An 18,577-nucleotide genomic window follows, 5' to 3' on the forward strand; every position below is an offset into this window, starting at 1 on the left:
AAAAATGAACAATTATATGTATTGATAACACTTGTTAATGATTGAGGGAGCGATCATCAGGTCTTTTTTTGCTCCACTTAACTATAGTTTCGGAGCATATAATGGAAGATAAAAATAACTACCGGTTAAAGTTAATAGCGAGCGCAGTGAGTGCAAGCTTATTAATATCTGGTTGTAGTTTTGACAAAGATGATGATGTTTCTGAGGAGGTAAATCTAGCTCCTTCTGTTCAAATTTTAGGACAAGATGAAGCACAAGAAAAAACGGCTTTTACCCTATCGGCCAACGCTATTGATACAGATGGTCAAATTATTAATTATAGTTGGCAGCATGATTCAACACTTAATTTAAGTGCACAAAACCCCGACTCAAACGAAATCACTTACCTCTCACCCGACATTACAGAAGATGTAACCGTTAATTTTAGCGTAACCGTAGAAGATGACGATGGCGCAACCACCACAGCTACTCAACAAGTATTAATAAAGCGAAATTCAACGGCTGTTACTCTAAATGGCTTAATTACTGACAACACGATTAGCTTTGCAAGTGTAGAAATAACCATAGGTGATAAAACTTATTCAGCTACAGCAGACGAAAATGGTGTCTACACAATAGTATTAGATGTCGATGAGGCTTTAGAGCAAGCTCTAGTAAAAGTTAAAGCCAAAGGACGAGATGATTTAAACCCTGGTGTTGAGTTTATTTCTCAGCTTAGTTCAGTTAAAAAATTAGCTACTCAAGCTGGTGATGATGGTATTTTAGATAGCGATGAAAATTTTGGAGTAAATACAACCAATGTAACAACCGCAGAGTACGCACTTATTGTTAGAGAAGGTGATGAGCCAACAAGTGAAGATGAGCTTGATAATGCACTTTTAAATGTTGATGCAGACGAGAAAGTACAACTTGCGAGCCTGATTAAAATTATTGTAGACAACCCAAATTATGAGCTGCCAGAGGGCGTAAATAGTACGCTTGATTTAGTAACCGATGAAGAAGCTGCACAGCAGTTTGAAGAAGACGTTAATGCGCAAGATCCTGACCTAATAGAGCAAACAAAAACCGAAATTAAAGAAGATGAAGACTTAGTTACAGGCTCAAAAGAGTCATTAGTTGGTGAGTATATAATTAACTCCCCGCGCTACTATGCAAATACAGCCAGCCACTTAACTTTAAACGAAAATGGTACTGGTCAATATCATGCAGTTACGGGCAGCTCACTAATGTGGCAAGAAGTGAGTGGTAAAATAGAAGTTACTTTACAGTCTCCTGTACTTATTAATAGGTACTCCCAAGTCGAAGACGATGTTGAGACTGTTTATGAGGAGCATTTAAATTCATTTTCATTGCAAGTACTCGGTGAAAACGATGTCTTTAAAACAATAGATATTAAAAACGATATTACAGTTTACGAAAACAACGTTGAGGTGCAAAACAAGCAAGAAATACAAACCACCAACCTAATTCTTAAAAATAAAACTCTAAGTTTAAATATTGAGAATATTGTTGGTGAGTGGGTAATGGAACGCATTGAGGGCCTTAACTATAATAGCCACCTAGAGACTATTGCCTTTTATGAGGATGGTACAGGCGTTGTTTTAAGTGATAACTCAGCACCATTTGAATGGGAGCTGGCTAATAATAAATTAACTGTAACCTATGATGAAGATGGTAGCGTTGGAACAACAAATTTTTGGTTTACTAAAAATTTAAAAGCAGGCTATCAATTAGTTTCCTTAGATACTACATCAGCCGATCCTGCCGATAGCCAATACGGCCTAATGATAAAAAGACAAACGGTGTCTTTATCAGATAGTGATTTTGTTGGGCGCTGGCATGGGTACATTGGCACACCACAGTCGTTTGATATGAACGTTTACAATGATGGCACAATTATGATTGGGCTAGGATTTACATCTTATCAGGGTGTAATTAATAGTGGAAACTTTACACGTAAACGGTTCAGATACAATGGCCGCACTGTAACTGACTGCGAAGGCTTCGACAGCAACTGTTACTTAGAGTCGCAAATGCGCCATGAATTTTTAAATGTAATAGATAACCGCTACTTTGTACTACGTACGTTTGAAAACTTAAACCAACAAGGCGAAGTTATATCTAGTGCGCCTACTATTTTAATTTACGACTACAGCCAAGATGTCACATACAGTCATTTTAACGAGGAACTATTAGAAAATTATACTGAGCTTTATAACAGTGACGGTAGCAGTGACTTTATTACTACTTATTTCAATGAAAATGGTGAGCAATTCTATGAGCTTGAATTAAATAATGAACACTTCTCAGTTGAGTTAATTAACGGTCAACTTCTTTATGAAAAAGAAGGTGAAATGTGGGTCTTTGAAATATTTTCTCACGATGAAGACGGTTTTATCATATGCAACTATGCACAAGGGGCTAGCTGTGAAGACGATGATAAAATTAGTTATAGTGCTAAACGGCCTAAAGTAACCCTCAGTGTTAACTCAACGGGTAATGGCGAATTATCACCTATCGAAAAAAGCTCATTCAGATATCATCCCGTTAGTTTTGAAATTATCCCAGATGAAGGGTATATCGTTAATTCTATCGATGGCTGTAACGGCTATATAGATGAAAATTACTATATTGTTGATAGTGGTGAGTTTGATTGTGAGATTACTGCAACATTTAAAGAAGAAGTAAATATTGCAGGTAATTATGTATTAAATAATTCAGATATTTACTACGCTTCAGCCTATTCAATTGAGCTTAATGAAGATTACACGGGCTCTATAACTTATAAGGCTAAAGTAGACCTTACTTGGCAGGTAAATATTGATGGCAGTATTGAAATAACCCCATTAGAAGACTTTGTGCTTGGAGAGTATCAAGGTTTCTCTAATAGTACAGGGATGCAAGAGGCGTTTAGAGACATTGCAACCTCTTTAACTTTAACACCAATACCTGATAGGGGGAGTGATTGGTTTAATTTACAAAGCGCTATTTCTAAATATGAAAACGATGCTCTAATAGAGCACTACATTCGCAATGACGATCTGTCACTAATCAAAGCTGATGACTACCTATCTATTACTAATAATGATGTTGTTGGTGAATGGTCTATTGATTTAGTTAGCGAAGAAACAGTTTATAAAGTTTTGTTTAACGAAAATGGGTCAGGTACAACCCAAAACCTAAGCAACTTAGATAGTGAACAATTCACGTGGCAGTTATTAGAAAATACTATTGAACTCACTTTTAATAATGATGATGGGGTGGAATCTTTTCACATAATAAAAGACTTAAACGTTGGTTATCAGGTTATTACTAAGGGGTTATTTGATACTACGGAACATACTGATTCGGGTATTATGATCCGTCGTAACGAGCAAGCTATTAATGCAGCAAATTTCACTGGGCGCCATCAATTTAGAGAAGGGCACAGCCTTGATAGCTACTGGTCTGAAATACAAGTTTACGATGATGGAGAGGTGTTCTTTACTTTTGGTACGAGCGCTTATCAAAGAGGGTTTGAGGACGGACATTTAAAACGTGATTTATATTATGATATCACTAATAATTGGCAAAGAGTTGACTGGTGTGATGCCACGCTAGATAGCTGCATTTTATACGGTGAATTCGTATACACCTTGGTTGCTGTTGATAATAATCGTTATTATGTTGAACGTATTACGCATTTTTACGATGATAGCACTCAAGAAATAACTTCAAGTGCACATTTATATATCCATGATTACTTACCTTCAACTACGGTTGAGCAGTTTAAAGAATACCAATCTACTTTTAACCTTTATGAAAGTGGTAGTAATGGTGTAAGGCGCTGGTCTGTTGGCTATGGTGATTACAATGAAGAATTAGATAAGCAATATTTAACTTTCCAAATTGACGATGCTGAAAAAGTAAACGTTGAGCTTATTGATGGTAAATTAGAGCTCATTCTAGATGGTCAAGAAACCGTTATAGAATTAATTGACAACGACCGTGAGAATATTACTTTTTGTAAATATTTAAAGGGAAATAGTTGCCTTGAAGCAGATAAAATTAATTTATCTTTTAGCCCACCAACATACTCCATCTCTGTTGAGTCAAGTACAAATGGTCAGTTGAGTATTTTTGATGGTACTCAGGTGAATTACGGGCAAAGTCTTTATATAGATATTCACCCTGATACAGGTTATCAGTTAGCTGAAATCTCCGGATGCGATGGCTTTTATAATATAGATACAGAGCAGTTTGTAGTAGAAAATATAACGCAAGACTGCCAAATACAGGTCTCTTTTGAAGAGGTCATTCCATTAGCAATACAAGCAGGTATTGAAGACCAAAGCTTAGCACAATGTGTAAATGACTCAGGCAATAGCAACCCAGAGCAAGCACAATACCTGTATTGTGCTTGGCAAGGTTATACTGAGATTAACTCATTAGTAGGATTGGAAAACTTAGTAAACTTGCGTGCTATTTATTTTCCTGAATTAAATATAGGTACTCACCTAGACTTATCAGCTTTGGAAAACCTCTCTGTAATTCATATTCAAGGTGGTGGGGCTATTGAAAGCTTAACTGTGTTTGATCCGAGTATGGTTACAGAGCTTGAATTACGCGATCAAAATCTCACAACATTTGACCTATCTGAATATACACAGCTTGAGCGCTTATCTATGTTCAATAACCCTCTTCAGGCTATTGATATTAGTGCTCAAGGCTTACTTAGCTATTTAGATTTACAAAATACAGAAATAAGCAGTTTGGATTTAAGCAGTAATTTTCTGCTCAATGAATTACATTTAAATAGTCCGTCTATAACAGAGCTTGAAATAGGGCATTTAGTTAACTTAGAACGCCTATTTTTATGGGGGTTATCTGACTTAACTCAACTAAACACCAGTAACTTATCAAACCTTATTTACTTATTTGTTTCGCACACTGGAGTTAACTCACTTGATTTAAGTAACCTTTCTAAGCTTACTGATTTAAATATTGCTGGTACAAGTATTAATAATTTAGATTTCTCGAAACTTGATAGTTTGCAATATATTGATATTAGCCATGTAAGCGAGAGTTTATTTAATTGGTCCGAATTATATAGTGTGTACAGCTTAATTTATCGTGGTGCAGAACAAACTTCCTTTGATTTAACGCCATTTTTGAATTTAAATGAGTTAGATTTATCTGATAACCAATTATCTGAACTTTATATACCGTACCCAGAGCAATTAGAATTTTTATATTTGAGTCATAATCAGTTTGAATCAATTGATTTATCACTTATGAGTAATTTACGTAATTTAAGCCTATACGAAAATAAACTTCCCATGATTGATGTATCCAATAACTCAAAGTTAGAGTGGCTAGATATTTCCAATTCTGAGTTAACAGCAATATCAGGTATTGAATCTATACAAAACACTTGGGTTAATATTCAACTGAGAGATAATCCACTTTCAGATACAACAATTATTTATTTAGAGGACTTACAAACTAACCAAGGGTTTAATAATATTTACTTTAGCCTTGCTTATCGGGTAACGGTTACCACATCTGAAAATGGCTATGTAGATAATAATGATTTCACCGTAGCTGAGAATGAAGTTCGGGGTATAAATATTTTCCCAGATACAGGCTATGAAGTAGGCTCGGTATCGGGTTGCGGTATTCAATTGATTGCAGGAAACTATTACGAAGTTGGCCTGCTAACATCATCTTGCGAAGTAAATGTAGAATTTGTAGTTGCAATACCGCTTGCTACAAAAGCAGGCATTTCAGATACTGCTTTGGGTCAGTGCGTTAACAATTCTGGGTATAGTCAACTTGAAGAAGTAGAACAGCTATTTTGTTATCATACAAACAGTGGTGAAATTACATCTTTAGTGGGTCTCGAGAGCTTTTCTAACCTAAGTGGTATTTACCTTTCAAGCCTAGAGGTGGGGGCCCACTTAGATTTATCAGCTTTAGAGAATCTATCTGTAATTCATCTTCAAGGTGGTGGGGCTATTGAAAGCTTAACAGTGTTTGATCCGAGTATAGTTACAGAGCTTGAATTACGCGATCAAAACATCACAGCGTTTGACCTATCTGAATATACGCAACTTGAACGTTTATCTATGTACAATAACCCTCTTCAGGCTATTGATATTGGCGCGCAAGGCCTACTTAGATATTTAGACTTACAAGACACAGAAATAAGTAGCTTAGATTTAAGCGGTAACTTTCTGCTTAGTGAATTACATTTAAATAGTCCGGCTATAACAGAGCTGGAAATCGGTCACTTAGTTAATCTAGAGTATTTATATTTATGGGGGTTGTCTAACTTAACTCAGCTAAACACTAGTAATTTAACAAACCTTATTTACTTATTTGCATCACATAGTGGAATTAACTCACTGGATTTAAGTAACCTTCCTAAACTTACCGATCTCAATATAGCTGGTACTCAAATTACCAATTTAGATTTTACGCAACTAGATAGTTTGCAATATATTGATATTAGTTATGTTGATGAGCGCTTGATTAACTGGGTTGAGTTACAGGCAGTTAATAGTTTGATTTATACTGGCATGGGTTTAACTAGTTTTGATTTAACCTCTTTCACCGAGCTTGTTGAATTAAATTTATCTGATAGCCAATTATCTGAAGTTTTTATACCCAACCCAGAAAAGTTACAGCTATTACATTTAGGCGGTAACCGCTTTGATACAATCGATTTATCTCCTTTTACCAATTTACGTAGTTTGCACTTAAACGGTAACCCGCTAACGCATGTTGATTTGTCTTTTAATACACAAATGTTTTCAATGGATATTGCATATACTCAGCTTGAAACTGTGACTGGAATTGAGTTTTTTGAAAATAAAGAGGCGTTTATCCACTTTGAGGACAATCCTCTTTTAGATTCTACAATTACTTATTTAGAGGATCTGAGAGATAATCAAGGATTTACAAATATTGTGTTTAGCAGGGCTTTTACCGCGACCGTTAATTATACCGCTGGTGGCGGGGGAAGTAACGACCATTATACTGTAAGGGATTCTGAAGTCCATGGCTTACATGTTTTCCCAGATTACAATTATGTTGTTGATTCAGTATCTGGTTGTGGTATCCAATGGATATCAGATAACTATTATGAATTTGGCCCTTTAACATCATCATGTGAAATCGGTGTTGAATTTATTGAGCAAACCCCTTAGGCAGCAATAAAATCAGTTGAAACAAAATAGCTGTGTTTCACGGCTATTTTGTTTTTGAATTGAAATTTCATAAAAGCATATATTTAGATCTTAAAATTTAACTTTTAATCTTTTCTACCCCAATTTATGCTCAGAAAATCCTCCACACATGCATTAAAATCTCTTTTAATATTCTCATTATTTTAGGCGAGATTTTATGACTGCATTAAACAACCAGAATTTACTGCAACTACGTTTTGTTAACCAAGCAAATATTGATTTGGTTAAGCCTTCTTTTGATAACCTGCCTGCTAACCCTTATGCAGATGGTGAATTTCGTAAACGTCGTTACTCAGTAATTAAGTTTCAAAATGGTGAGCTTAAACTACAAGCTGCCAAAGCATTTGTTCAAGACGATTCTATTAACACCTTTCAGGGTAATGTTGAGCGTACTTACGAAAACCTAGAGCAAAGCTTACTAGAGTCTCAAGGTATGCAAAGTATTGTAAGTGAGTTTTGTGAGCTTACCGGTATAGATGAAGACCGTGATATTGAAATACACCAATTTAGAATGCTAGCAATTGATAGCGACACGCCAGCCGCGCCTGAAGGTGTGCATCAAGATGGTTTTGACCATGTATGTATATGCGGTGTTTCGCACGAAAACCTGGAAGGTGGCGAGCTACTTGTATATGAAAACAAGCAAGCTGAACCATGTTTTAAAATGGAAATTAAAGACGGAATGTTTGCGCTTATAAACGACCGTCAAGTGTGGCATAACGCCACACCAATGAATAAAATTGATGCCAGCAAATCAGGTTACCTTGATTGCTTTGTACTTACTTCTTAAGGAATAAGCATGAACATAGCGCAATTACGTGAGCAGTTTCCGGCATTAATGCAAAGCGTTAATGGTAAATCGCCGATATTTTTAGATGGTCCAGGTGGCTCTCAAGTGCCGCAGTCAGTGCTTAATGCAATGTCTGCTTATTTAGGGCATTACAACTCAAACCTAGGTGGCGCATTTTTTTCAAGCGATAAAACGGTAGAGCTAATGGCAAATGCTCGCCAAGCCGCAGCAGATTTACTTAATGCACCAAACGCACAAAATATTGTGTTTGGCCCTAACATGACAAGCCTTACCTTTAGCTTTAGCCGAGCTATTTCGCGCGATTGGCAGGTAGATGACGAGATCATTGTTACTAACGCTGATCACTTCTCAAACGTATCATCTTGGCAGCAAGCCGCAGAAGATAAAGGCGTTAAAGTTAATACGGCTTTAATTAACGAAGCTGATTGCAGCTTAGATATGGCTCAATTTGAAAGCTTGCTTAACAGTAATACTAAACTAGTGGCTGTTACTTACGCTTCAAATACCACAGGCTCTATAAACGAGATAAAACGTATTATAGAGCTTGCTCACGCTGTAGGCGCTCTAGTTTATGTTGATGCCGTACATTACGCGCCGCATGAGCTAGTTGATGTGCAAGCGCTTGATTGCGACTTTTTAGCCTGCTCGGCGTATAAGTTTTTTGGCCCACACTTAGGTATGGTTTACGGTAAAAAGGAGCACCTTGAAGGGTTTACTCCTTATAAAGTTGAACCTGCTAAAGATGTAGCGCCTGGTCGCTGGGAAACTGGAACGCAAAGCTTTGAAGCAATGGCTGGCTTTATTGCCGCTGTTGATTACATTGCTGCAATTAGTGAGCTTGATGACAGCCACACTCGCCGTGAAAAGCTAACCGTGGCTTTTGCTAAAACTAAGCAACACGAAATGGCGCTCAGCGAGCACTTTTTAACACGCTTGGTCAATTACCCGCGTATTAAATTGTTTGGTATTGACGATTTTGATCGTTTAAACGAACGTACACCTACTTTTGCTTTAACCTTTGAGGGTTTAGAGCCTCGCCAAGTATCTGAGTTTTTAGGTAAACAGCATATTTGTGCATGGGATGGACATTTTTACGCGCAAGGTTTGTGTAAGCAATTAGGTGTGCTTGATAAAGGCGGTGTAGTACGTATTGGTTGTATGCACTACAACACCATTGAAGAGCTAGATCAGTTGTTTAATTTATTTGATGAACTGCTCGGTTAAATGATACTAATTTTGGTGCGCTAACTTTTAGGCGCACCATATATTTGCTCTGCACGGTTAAATAGCACCCACGAGGTTAAAATATACTTATCGTTAGAGACAGGTTTATTACCTCTGTGGGTATGCGTAAAGTAGCCAGGAGCTATCACCATAGTGCCTTTTTTAGGAGCTATTTTACGGTTTTGATAATAAAACTCAGTTTCACCGCCTTCTTCTACATCGTTTAAGTAAAACATAAACAATAATACCCGGTGCAGCGCTTCATTGTGTTGTAACTGCGGATACACCTCACTGTGCCAGTAAGGATAACCACCTTTATTTACCTCGTATTTTTGCGCTTGAATGTTCCCCAGTCTAAATATTTGCTGCACTAATATAGGGAGCTGTGGTTTACCTACCTCATCAAAATTTTCTTGAGTTAAATCTACTACTTCCCCAGTTTTTGGATGATAAACCTTTAAGCCAAATGCACCAATCATCATAAAAATATGCTCTTCAACATAGTTAAAAACATGCTGTGCAGTCGTTTGTTGTATATGTTTTAATTGTTGTTCGTATTCGGGGTGGTTATTTAAATGCAGATCGTGGCTGTCTTTCTTTTTTAAATCGACACCGCCAGATGTTACCCCTTGTTTTACATGCGGGCTTTGCGCAAAGGTCGTAATAAAGCTATCGCAAAAGTCATCGCTTAATGCGTTGTTGTATACGCGAATAAAGTCCGTCATGGTTTACCTTTATATAATTATTATTGGATTTATATGTTTATTGAAAAAGTGATGCCGCGATTTAGCGAAACAGATGCACTCGGACACATTAACAATACCGTACTCCCCGTTTGGTTTGAAGCCGCTCGCGTACCTATTTTTAAATTTTTTACACCAGATTTAAACCCACATGACTGGAAACTAATCATTGCTAAAATAGAAGTATCGTTTGTAGGCGAGCTATTTTATGGCCACGAGATCACTATTAAAACGTCTGTAGAGCATATAGGCAATAGCTCTTTTGTACTTAAACAAGAGGCATTTCAGCACGATAAATGCTGCGCAATAGGTAAAGCAGTTATGGTCAGGTACGACTTTGTGGCTAAAACTAAGCAAGCACTTTCAAGCCAAGAAAAAAATGCATTAAATGAGCACTTAAATTAAACGTTATCAATTAGCGGTTACCAACCACTTTGTAAACAGCCCGAGACAGCTGTGAATTTTTGTAGCAATATTTTAACGCATTTAGATTGAGTTACAGGCTTCAGTTATATACTATTTATAATATATATTGTTGCACCGTTATGACAGGAATTGTTAATGCGGTAATTTGGTGGAGAATGAGTGTGGCGTCTATATCTATTAATAAACCTTTAGAGGTTATTAAACTTAATGATGGTAAATCTTTAACAGCTGAAATTTTGCCCTTTGGCGCAATTATAAAAAGCATTAAATTTAATAACCAAGAGATGACGCTCAGCGTTGACGATTCGCAATACTATCTTGAAAACCCATTTTACTTAGGCGCAACTGTTGGTAGATACGCTAACCGCATTGCTGGTGGACGTTTTAGTCTATCGGGTACTGAATATCAGCTAGATACTAATAACGGCCCAAATAGCTTACATGGCGGTGTTAAAGGCTTTAATAAAGTGCTTTGGCAAGTTACTCAGCAAAGCGAAAGTGAGGTGGAGCTATATTATTGCTCACCTGATGGCGATCAGGGTTTTCCGGGGCAGTTAAAGGTATGGCAAACTATTAGTGCTAAAAATGGCGAACTAACTTTACGCTTTAAAGCTACTACCGATAAAGAAACTCTCGTTAATTTTACTAACCATTGTTATTTTAACCTCGATGGTAGCGATTCTATTAATGAGCACTTTGTACAAATAAATACCAATCACTTTCTTCCTATAGATAAAACCAGTATTCCACTTAATAACGGCCAAACAGTTGCAGGTACTTGTTTTGATTTTTGCACAGCAACGCAGTTAGGCGATGCACTTTGTGCAGCAAGCCCACAGTTAGAAGCGGGTAATGGTTTTGATCACTGCTATATTTTCAATAATGACGGCAGTTTAAAAACGATGGCTACATTAACTTCGCCACACACGAACGTTAGTTTAACCCTTAAAAGTACGCAGCCAGGCATGCAACTTTATACCGCAAACTTTGTTGGTGCGCCTTTTAAAGCACGCCAAGCTGTGTGTTTTGAAGCGCAAAATTGGCCTGATGCGCCAAATCGTGAAAACTTCCCCAAAGCAAATTTATTGCCAGAAGAAAATTATGAGCAGGTTATTATTTACGCGTTTTCTGAGTAAATTCAACCTGCCAATGTTAATTAAAAGAAAATTAAAAGCAAAAATACAGTAATTGAATGATACCTATAATTAAGGAAAAGGTTGCACTTTTGCTTAGTTTAAAGTATTTATAATATAAATAGTATTTGAAATATATTTACTACCACAACGACACAATGACTACACACAATCAGGAGTTTTTAAAAAATGATAATTAACAATAAGTTATCGTTCAACAAGAAAACCGCGCTCAGTATTGCTATCACTGGTGTATTGGCAAGCGGCAACGTTGCAGCTCAAGGCGCTGAAGGCGACACACCTACAGTAAATCAAGATGTTGAAGTTATCGCAGTAACGGGTATCCGCAGCAGCTTGCGTTCATCAATGTTAGATAAAAAAGCATCTAACGTTGTAACCGACGGAATTAAAGCAGAAGATCTTGGTAAATTCCCTGATTTAAACGTAGCAGAGTCTCTGCAGCGTATTACAGGTGTAGCAATTGACCGTAGTGGTGGAGAAGGCCAAGCGGTAACAATTCGTGGCTTTGGCCCACAGTTCAATACGGTACTTGTTAACGGCCGTCAAATTGCGACAGACAGTGCTGGTCGTGAATTCAACTTTGATGTATTAGCAGCAGATCAAATCACCGGTGCTGATATTTATAAAAGTAATACAGCAACGCTTCAAGAAGGCGGTATTGGTGGTACGGTAAACGTAACTACAGCTCGTCCTTTTGATTTTGGCGGATTACATGTTTTAGGTTCTGTGAAAGGCATGTACGAAAGCTTATCTGAAGAAGTATCACCTTCAGCATCATTTTTAATTAGTAATACATTTAATGATGACAAATTAGGTGTGCTTTTTGCTATTACTAATCAGCAACGTAAGCTTCAAAATAACCAAATTTTAACGGCAGGTTGGCGCGGCGGCCAAACAATTTCTAACCCTACTGATGGTGTACTGTTTGAAAATGCATACATTCCACGTAACTGGGACCAAGTAGTTGATGAGCAAGACCGTGAACGTACAAACGCAAGCTTAGTACTTCAATACGCACCATCTGATGATATTACAATTACTGTTGATGGTATGATTTCAAAATTTGAAGTTGACTCTACAGTACGTGACCTTGCATCTTGGTTTGAACCAGATCGTGTAGGCAGCGCAACAATTGATGCTGAAACAGGGACACTTTTAACTTTCTCTCAAGATGTAGGCCTAGGCGCACCAAGTGGCGACCCTGCAAGTGACTTTGTATCTCATACGCGTAATTCACGTGATGTAACTAATAAAGCATTTGGTATAAACGTTGATTGGCAAGTAAATGAGTCATTAAAAGCTAAATTTGATGTATCTCGTTCAACGGCTGAAAACGACCGTGCTGGCAATGACCGCTTTAACGTTGTAGGTATTATTAACAGCTACAGCTTTGATGGCACAGGCAGTGTACCAACGGTTCAGCACGATGGTTTTGATAATGGTTCATTACCAGATCCTAGCCTTGCACGCCTTCATTACAACGAAATTGGTAACCAATTTACTGATGAAGATGAAATCACTGAGCTAAAAGCTGATTTTGAATACGTGCCAGATAAAGGTCCAGTTGATCGCATTAACTTTGGTGCTTATCGTCAAGAACGTGAAAAATCTAGCTTCCAAATTTTTGGTAGCCAATGTCAGTTTTGTGGTTACGGTACACAAGCACCGCTTGATGAGATTGATTTTGAAGCATACCAAGCAAGCAATTACTTCCCAGGTTTAATCGATACATTCTACACCTACGACGGTGATAAAATGCTAGATTACTTAGCCGATCAAGGTTTCCCAGTAGAACCTACACTACAAAATAACCGTTACACAATTAACGAAGACATTACTAGTTTATACATGGACTTTACGCTTGGCTTTGACCTAGCTGATATGCCAGTAACCGTTAATATGGGCGCACGTTACTCTGAAACAGATATTGAAGTAGAGGCAATACAAAGCTTCATTAGTGATGTAGTGCCAACATCTGATGCAACACTGTTTCAGAATGTATTTGGCCCAGCAACTAACATCCAAGAAGGTACAAGTTACTCAAACTTACTACCGTCTTTCAATGTTAAGCTTGAGCTACAAGATAATATGATTTTACGTTTTGCCGCGTACGACAGTATTACTCGCCCAACTATGTCTCAGCTATCTCCAGCAACTAACTTTAATGAGCCTCGTCGTCAAAACTTAACGGCAAGTGGTGGTAATCCAGCACTTAAGCCATTCCAATCAGAAAACTGGGATATCTCTTACGAGTGGTACTACAACGACGCTAACTTATTTAGCTTTGCAGTATTTAGTAAAGAAGTTGACGACTTTATTGTTACCCTAACAGGTGCAGAAACATTTGAAATGTCTGACCGTTCAGGCCCTGATTATGCGTGTACTACATGTACAGATCAAACTGATGACGAACTAAATGGTAGCTCAGAAATTTACACTGTAAGCCGCCCTCAAAATGGTGAGTCTGCAACTGTAACCGGCTTCGAAGTGGGTGTTACTCACATGTTTGAAAATGGTTTTGGTTTTATTGCTAATGCGACGGTTGTGAATAGCGACATCAGTGTAGGTGACGATACGACACAAACATTTGCGCTAGAAGGCCTAGGCGATTCGCAAAACTTAGTATTGTTTTATGAGCAAGAAAACTGGCAAGCACGTGTTGCATTTAACAACCGTGAAGGCTTTTTACGCTTAGTTGATAACGGCTTTAATGGTGAACCAGTGAACGTTGAAACATACGGTCAGTGGGATATCAGCGCAAGCTACGATATTAACGAAAACTTCACTGTTTTCGCTGAAGGCATCAACATCACTGAAGAAGAATTAGTTCAAACAGGTCGTTTTGCTAACCAAATCTATTCAGTAGAAGATAATGGCTCACGTTACGCGTTTGGTATTCGCGGATCGTTTTAATTAATGTTTGAGGCGAATTTCTGGCCTCTTGTTTCATTGCAGCACATTAGTGCTAATACCAATTAGGTTAATTTAGCAGTAATGTTAACCTAATTGGCTAAAATGAAACCACATTATATCCAAATGCCCTACCGGGCATTTGTTGTATAAAACGTTATCAAAAAATACTCAAAGAGTAGTCCATTATGAATAAAGCAATAAAAACAGTCGCAGTAATTGGTGGTGGTACAGCAGGATGGCTGAGCGCTGCAATTATAGCTTCGTATCACCAAGGTAAAAATGGTGATGGCTTAAAAGTGATGTTGGTTGAATCGTCAGATATTCCAACAATTGGTGTAGGTGAAGGCACCTGGCCAACGATGAAAAATACGCTTCAGCAAATTGGTTTGCGAGAAGTTGATATATTTAAAGCCTGTAATGCCACCTTTAAGCAAGGCGGTAAATTTGTAAATTGGACACACGGCAATAACGACTTTTACTACCATCCATTTACTGTACCGCTAGGATACGGCCGTATAGATTTAGCCCCTTATTTAGATAATGTTGAAGATTACGCACAACAAACTAATTTTCAGCATGATATTTGCGAAGCAAGCCTAGCACCAAGAGGTATTGCTCAAGGTGAATATCAAGGTAATTGTAACTACGCCTATCATTTAGATGCAGGTGCTTTTGCTGAATTATTAAAACAACACTGTAAAAGCAAGCTTGGCATTGAGCATGTTATTGGCACAGTAGAACAAGTAAAGCTTGATGATAACGGCGCTATAGATACGCTGACTTTAAAAGAGCAAACCCGCACCATAAATGCCGACTTATACATAGACTGCACTGGTTTTTCATCGCTGTTATTAGGCCAAGCCCTTAACGTGCCATTTAAAAAAATGGATCACGTATTATTTAACGACAGCGCCTTTGCTATGCAAGTACCTTACGATGAAAACGACAACTCCTTGGCCAGCCATACCATTGCTACTGCGCAAAATGCAGGGTGGATCTGGGATATAGGCTTAACGCATCGTCGTGGTGTAGGTCATGTATATTCAAGTAAATTCTTATCAGATGAAGAAGCTGAGCAAAACCTGCGTAACTATTTAGGTGATGCTGCAAACGGCTTAACCGCCCGAAAAATTAGCTTTGAGTCGGGCTACCGAGAAAAGTTTTGGCATAAAAACTGTGTTGCAGTAGGGATGTCGGCAGGTTTTGTTGAGCCGCTTGAGGCAACCGCAATCATGCTTGTTGAAATTTCGTCTCGCTTTGTTGCAGAGCACATGCCAGCCGATACTCAAGTAATGCCTATTGTTGCTAAGCGTTTTAACGAACAAATGGATTACCGCTGGCAACGCATTATCGACTTTTTAAAGCTGCACTATATGCTTACTAAACGCACTGAACCATATTGGCAGGCGCATGTTCAGCCAGAAACTATTCCACAAAGCTTACAAGAAGACTTACTACTTTGGGGGACGCGTGGCCCACTGATACAAGACTTTCATGGCGCTTTAGAGTTATTCCCAGCTGCCAGCTACCAGTACGTGTTGTATGGCATGGGCTTTAAACCAGACTTTACTAAGCAAGCATATTTGTACTCACAAGATGCTCAAGCTAAACAAATAATTGAACGTAACAGCCAGCTTACACAGCAGATGTTGCAAACTTTGCCGCCACACCGCGCTTATATTGAGCAGTGGTTAGCGGCTAACCCAGTTTAAGGATGTGTAACTATGGCTATTAGTGAACTATCTAGTACACAGCACCAAGCATTAAAAGTTAAACATAATGCAGGTGTTGAATACGCAAAAACGCAGCACTTAGTTAATCTAAGAGCTAACGAAGTGGCAAAAGCCGCGTGCGACTTACCTATATTTTTAGCGCGGAATGCGCAAAACGGCAGTTATACCGTATCGGGTTTAACAAGTTTTAGTGCTGGGCAAAGTTTATTGGTTAATAACAGCCAGTGGCAGGCACTTTACACACCTGTATGTATACAAACACATCCCCTTTATTTAATGACTCGTGAAGCAAATAGCAGCGATTATTTTATTGCCTTTGATGAGCAAAGCTCTGCACTAAGCACCGAACAAGGTGAGCCGCTATTTGATGCTAAAGGTAACCCAAGTTTATTTTTAAATTCGCAGCAAAAGCTACTTGAAAGCGATTTAAAAAATGATTACCAAACGTATCAATTTACCCAAGAAGCTGCGCGGTTAGGGCTTATAAAAAACATAGATATTGTTTTGCAGTTTGAGCAAGGCGAAGCGCAAACTATTCAAGGTTTAAGCACCGTTGATGAAGACAAACTACAAACTTTAGATAGCGATACCATTGCAAACTTACACAAGCAAGGTTACCTAAGTGTGCTTAACAGCATGCTTATTTCATTGTTTCAACTCAACGCACTGGTAAAGCTGCATAACCAACGTCCCGAACTTATGCCTTTAAAGCAAATTAAGTTAGAACTAAGTCGAGATGCGCACGCGCTGTAGCGTGCACTTTTTTATTACACAGACATTGCGTTAACGCGCAGGAGACACACACATGTCAGACAACATTTTGCAGTTGGTGGTTTTTTTCTTTGTGACCGCCTTAATTGGTGGGCTTACATATTGGAAGTGCCGCGGCCAAAATAGAAATAGCGGAAACAGCGAAACAAAAGAGTATTTTTTAGCGGGCGGTGGCCTTACTTGGATGTTTGTTGCCGGTTCAATCACACTAACTAATTTAAGTACCGACCAACTAGTAGGTATGAATGGTAACCAAATGGCCTTGCTTGTTTGGTGGGAATTAGCAGCGATTATTGGCCTCATTATTTTAGCTAAAGTCTTCATTCCTGTTTATTACAAATACAATTGTACTACTACCACTGAGCTACTAGAAAAACGCTATAACAACAAGCACATTCGTGCTGTTATTGGTGGTTTGTTTTTTTTAGGTAATGCACTTATTTATATGCCAGCGGTAATTTACTCAGGTGCGCTATTTATGCAAACCATGTTTAAAGTAGATATTCCGCTAATGTATATAGCGACCGCATTTGCTCTTGTAGGTGCTATTTATGCATTTTTTGGTGGCTTACGCGCTGTTGCGGTATCAGATACTTACAACGGGCTACTGGTGCTCGGTATGGCAATACTTGTTGTGTTCTTGGCGCTTAATGCAATTGATTACGACTTTAGCGGTATTCCACAAGAGCGTTTAACACTAATTGGTGATGCTGATTCACCAATTCCTTGGCCAACACTATTAACCGGTATGATCTTTATTCAAATGTATTACTGGGGTACTAACCAAACAATTACACAGCGAGCAATGGCTGCGCCAAATGTTAAAGAAGCGCAAAAAGGTATTTTTGCAGCAGCAGGTATTCGTTTTTTAATCGTCCCTGCAATTGTAGTACTGCCAGGTATTATTTCGTACAAACTGTATGGCGACATTGGTGATGCAGCTTATGGCCGAATTGTAGGTGACGTAATGCCAGCATGGTTAACCGGCGTATTTGCAGCGGCAATGGCTGCAGCGGTGTTATCTACTTACAACAGCTTATTAAACTCAGCAACAGCATTATATGTATGTGACATTCACGAAGCGTACTTTAATAAAGAGCCAAGTGTTGTAAAGCTAAGCGGCTACGTTACGTTGTTACTTACAAGCTTAACGCTAGTATTAGTGCCAATTTACCAGCAAGCAGATAGCATTATTAATTTACTACAGCAGTTAAATGGCTTACTAAGTATGCCTATATTCTCAATCTTTGTTGTAGGCTTGTTATTTAAAAATGTTGATGCACGTGCGGGTATCGCCGCAGTGATTTTAGGTGTGGTTATGTATGGCATGCTAACCTTTGAAAATTCACCACTGCATACTGATTTGCACTACATTCACTTAATGCCAATTACACTGATAGTGTGTGTAGCCTTTGCACTAACTGTAAATAAAGTAGTATTTGGTTTGAGCGCGCAATGGGCCGGTAAAACACCTGCTTTAGATGATTCAGGTCAAGCGCAAGTACAAAAATAATATATAAAAAGTTTAAGCTGACAAAATCGGTCATGGGGCAACTCTGACCGATTTTTTTAT

General features: G+C 38.3%; 10 protein-coding genes. 9 read left to right on the forward strand and 1 reads right to left on the reverse strand.

Translation table 11 applies throughout. From position 1 onward, the window contains the following. The first annotated feature begins 101 nt into the window (after positions 1 to 101). The 3 genes from ATS74_RS12575 (at position 102) to ATS74_RS12585 (ending at position 9,264) form a co-directional block, all read left to right on the forward strand. Positions 102 to 7,190 (forward strand): leucine-rich repeat domain-containing protein, encoded by a 7,089-nt coding sequence (locus tag ATS74_RS12575; protein ID WP_058549236.1) that lies wholly within the window; start codon positions 102 to 104, stop codon positions 7,188 to 7,190. Positions 7,191 to 7,386: 196 nt separating this feature from the next. After that, positions 7,387 to 8,019 carry a 2OG-Fe dioxygenase family protein gene (locus ATS74_RS12580; RefSeq protein ID WP_058549237.1) on the forward strand — a complete coding sequence of 211 codons (633 nt, stop codon included), beginning with the start codon at positions 7,387 to 7,389 and terminating at the stop codon, positions 8,017 to 8,019. A 9-nt stretch (positions 8,020 to 8,028) separates the two neighbouring features. Then, the gene (locus ATS74_RS12585; RefSeq protein ID WP_058549238.1) at positions 8,029 to 9,264 is read left to right on the forward strand and encodes a cysteine desulfurase-like protein; all 1,236 of its coding nucleotides are present in this window, start codon (positions 8,029 to 8,031) and stop codon (positions 9,262 to 9,264) included. A gap of 20 nt (positions 9,265 to 9,284) precedes the next feature. Here ATS74_RS12585 and ATS74_RS12590 read toward each other — a convergent pair whose 3' ends face one another. Continuing rightward, the gene (locus ATS74_RS12590; protein WP_058549239.1) at positions 9,285 to 9,989 is read right to left on the reverse strand and encodes a 2OG-Fe(II) oxygenase; all 705 of its coding nucleotides are present in this window, start codon (positions 9,987 to 9,989) and stop codon (positions 9,285 to 9,287) included. Between the two features lie 33 nt (positions 9,990 to 10,022). Between ATS74_RS12590 and ATS74_RS12595 the strand changes: the two genes are divergently transcribed. The 6 genes from ATS74_RS12595 (at position 10,023) to ATS74_RS12620 (ending at position 18,517) form a co-directional block, all read left to right on the forward strand. Next, complete coding sequence (locus ATS74_RS12595) at positions 10,023 to 10,412, forward strand: acyl-CoA thioesterase (RefSeq protein ID WP_058549240.1); 390 nt, start codon at positions 10,023 to 10,025, stop codon at positions 10,410 to 10,412. Positions 10,413 to 10,588: 176 nt separating this feature from the next. Then, positions 10,589 to 11,569, forward strand: coding sequence for an aldose epimerase family protein (locus ATS74_RS12600; RefSeq protein ID WP_373864949.1), 981 nt, complete (start codon positions 10,589 to 10,591; stop codon positions 11,567 to 11,569). Between the two features lie 186 nt (positions 11,570 to 11,755). Next, positions 11,756 to 14,500, forward strand: a complete 2,745-nt coding sequence (locus tag ATS74_RS12605) for a TonB-dependent receptor (protein ID WP_058549241.1) — start codon at positions 11,756 to 11,758, stop codon at positions 14,498 to 14,500. A 185-nt stretch (positions 14,501 to 14,685) separates the two neighbouring features. Further along, positions 14,686 to 16,212: a tryptophan halogenase family protein gene (locus ATS74_RS12610; protein ID WP_058549242.1), complete on the forward strand. Its 1,527-nt coding sequence runs from the start codon at positions 14,686 to 14,688 to the stop codon at positions 16,210 to 16,212. A 12-nt stretch (positions 16,213 to 16,224) separates the two neighbouring features. Further along, a complete protein-coding gene (locus tag ATS74_RS12615) occupies positions 16,225 to 16,986 on the forward strand; it encodes a SapC family protein (protein ID WP_058549243.1) in 762 nt (253 codons plus the stop codon). Between the two features lie 52 nt (positions 16,987 to 17,038). Next, entirely contained in the window at positions 17,039 to 18,517 is a 1,479-nt protein-coding gene (locus ATS74_RS12620) for an SLC5 family protein (protein WP_058549244.1), read from the forward strand. Positions 18,518 to 18,577: the final 60 nt, after the last annotated feature.

Source organism: Pseudoalteromonas sp. H103 (assembly GCF_001469205.1).
In the GTDB taxonomy this organism is placed as follows: domain Bacteria; phylum Pseudomonadota; class Gammaproteobacteria; order Enterobacterales; family Alteromonadaceae; genus Pseudoalteromonas; species Pseudoalteromonas carrageenovora.

What these genes read in the sequence shown, in the direction of transcription:
- ATS74_RS12575 (WP_058549236.1), top strand. Translation starts at nt 102, where the DNA reads ATGGAAGATAAAAATAACTACCGGTTAAAGTTAATAGCGAGCGCAGTG.
- ATS74_RS12580 (WP_058549237.1), top strand. Translation starts at nt 7,387, where the DNA reads ATGACTGCATTAAACAACCAGAATTTACTGCAACTACGTTTTGTTAAC.
- ATS74_RS12605 (WP_058549241.1), top strand. Translation starts at nt 11,756, where the DNA reads ATGATAATTAACAATAAGTTATCGTTCAACAAGAAAACCGCGCTCAGT.
- ATS74_RS12590 (WP_058549239.1), bottom strand. Translation starts at nt 9,989, where the DNA reads ATGACGGACTTTATTCGCGTATACAACAACGCATTAAGCGATGACTTT.
- ATS74_RS12585 (WP_058549238.1), top strand. Translation starts at nt 8,029, where the DNA reads ATGAACATAGCGCAATTACGTGAGCAGTTTCCGGCATTAATGCAAAGC.
- ATS74_RS12595 (WP_058549240.1), top strand. Translation starts at nt 10,023, where the DNA reads ATGTTTATTGAAAAAGTGATGCCGCGATTTAGCGAAACAGATGCACTC.
- ATS74_RS12615 (WP_058549243.1), top strand. Translation starts at nt 16,225, where the DNA reads ATGGCTATTAGTGAACTATCTAGTACACAGCACCAAGCATTAAAAGTT.
- ATS74_RS12610 (WP_058549242.1), top strand. Translation starts at nt 14,686, where the DNA reads ATGAATAAAGCAATAAAAACAGTCGCAGTAATTGGTGGTGGTACAGCA.
- ATS74_RS12620 (WP_058549244.1), top strand. Translation starts at nt 17,039, where the DNA reads ATGTCAGACAACATTTTGCAGTTGGTGGTTTTTTTCTTTGTGACCGCC.
- ATS74_RS12600 (WP_373864949.1), top strand. Translation starts at nt 10,589, where the DNA reads ATGAGTGTGGCGTCTATATCTATTAATAAACCTTTAGAGGTTATTAAA.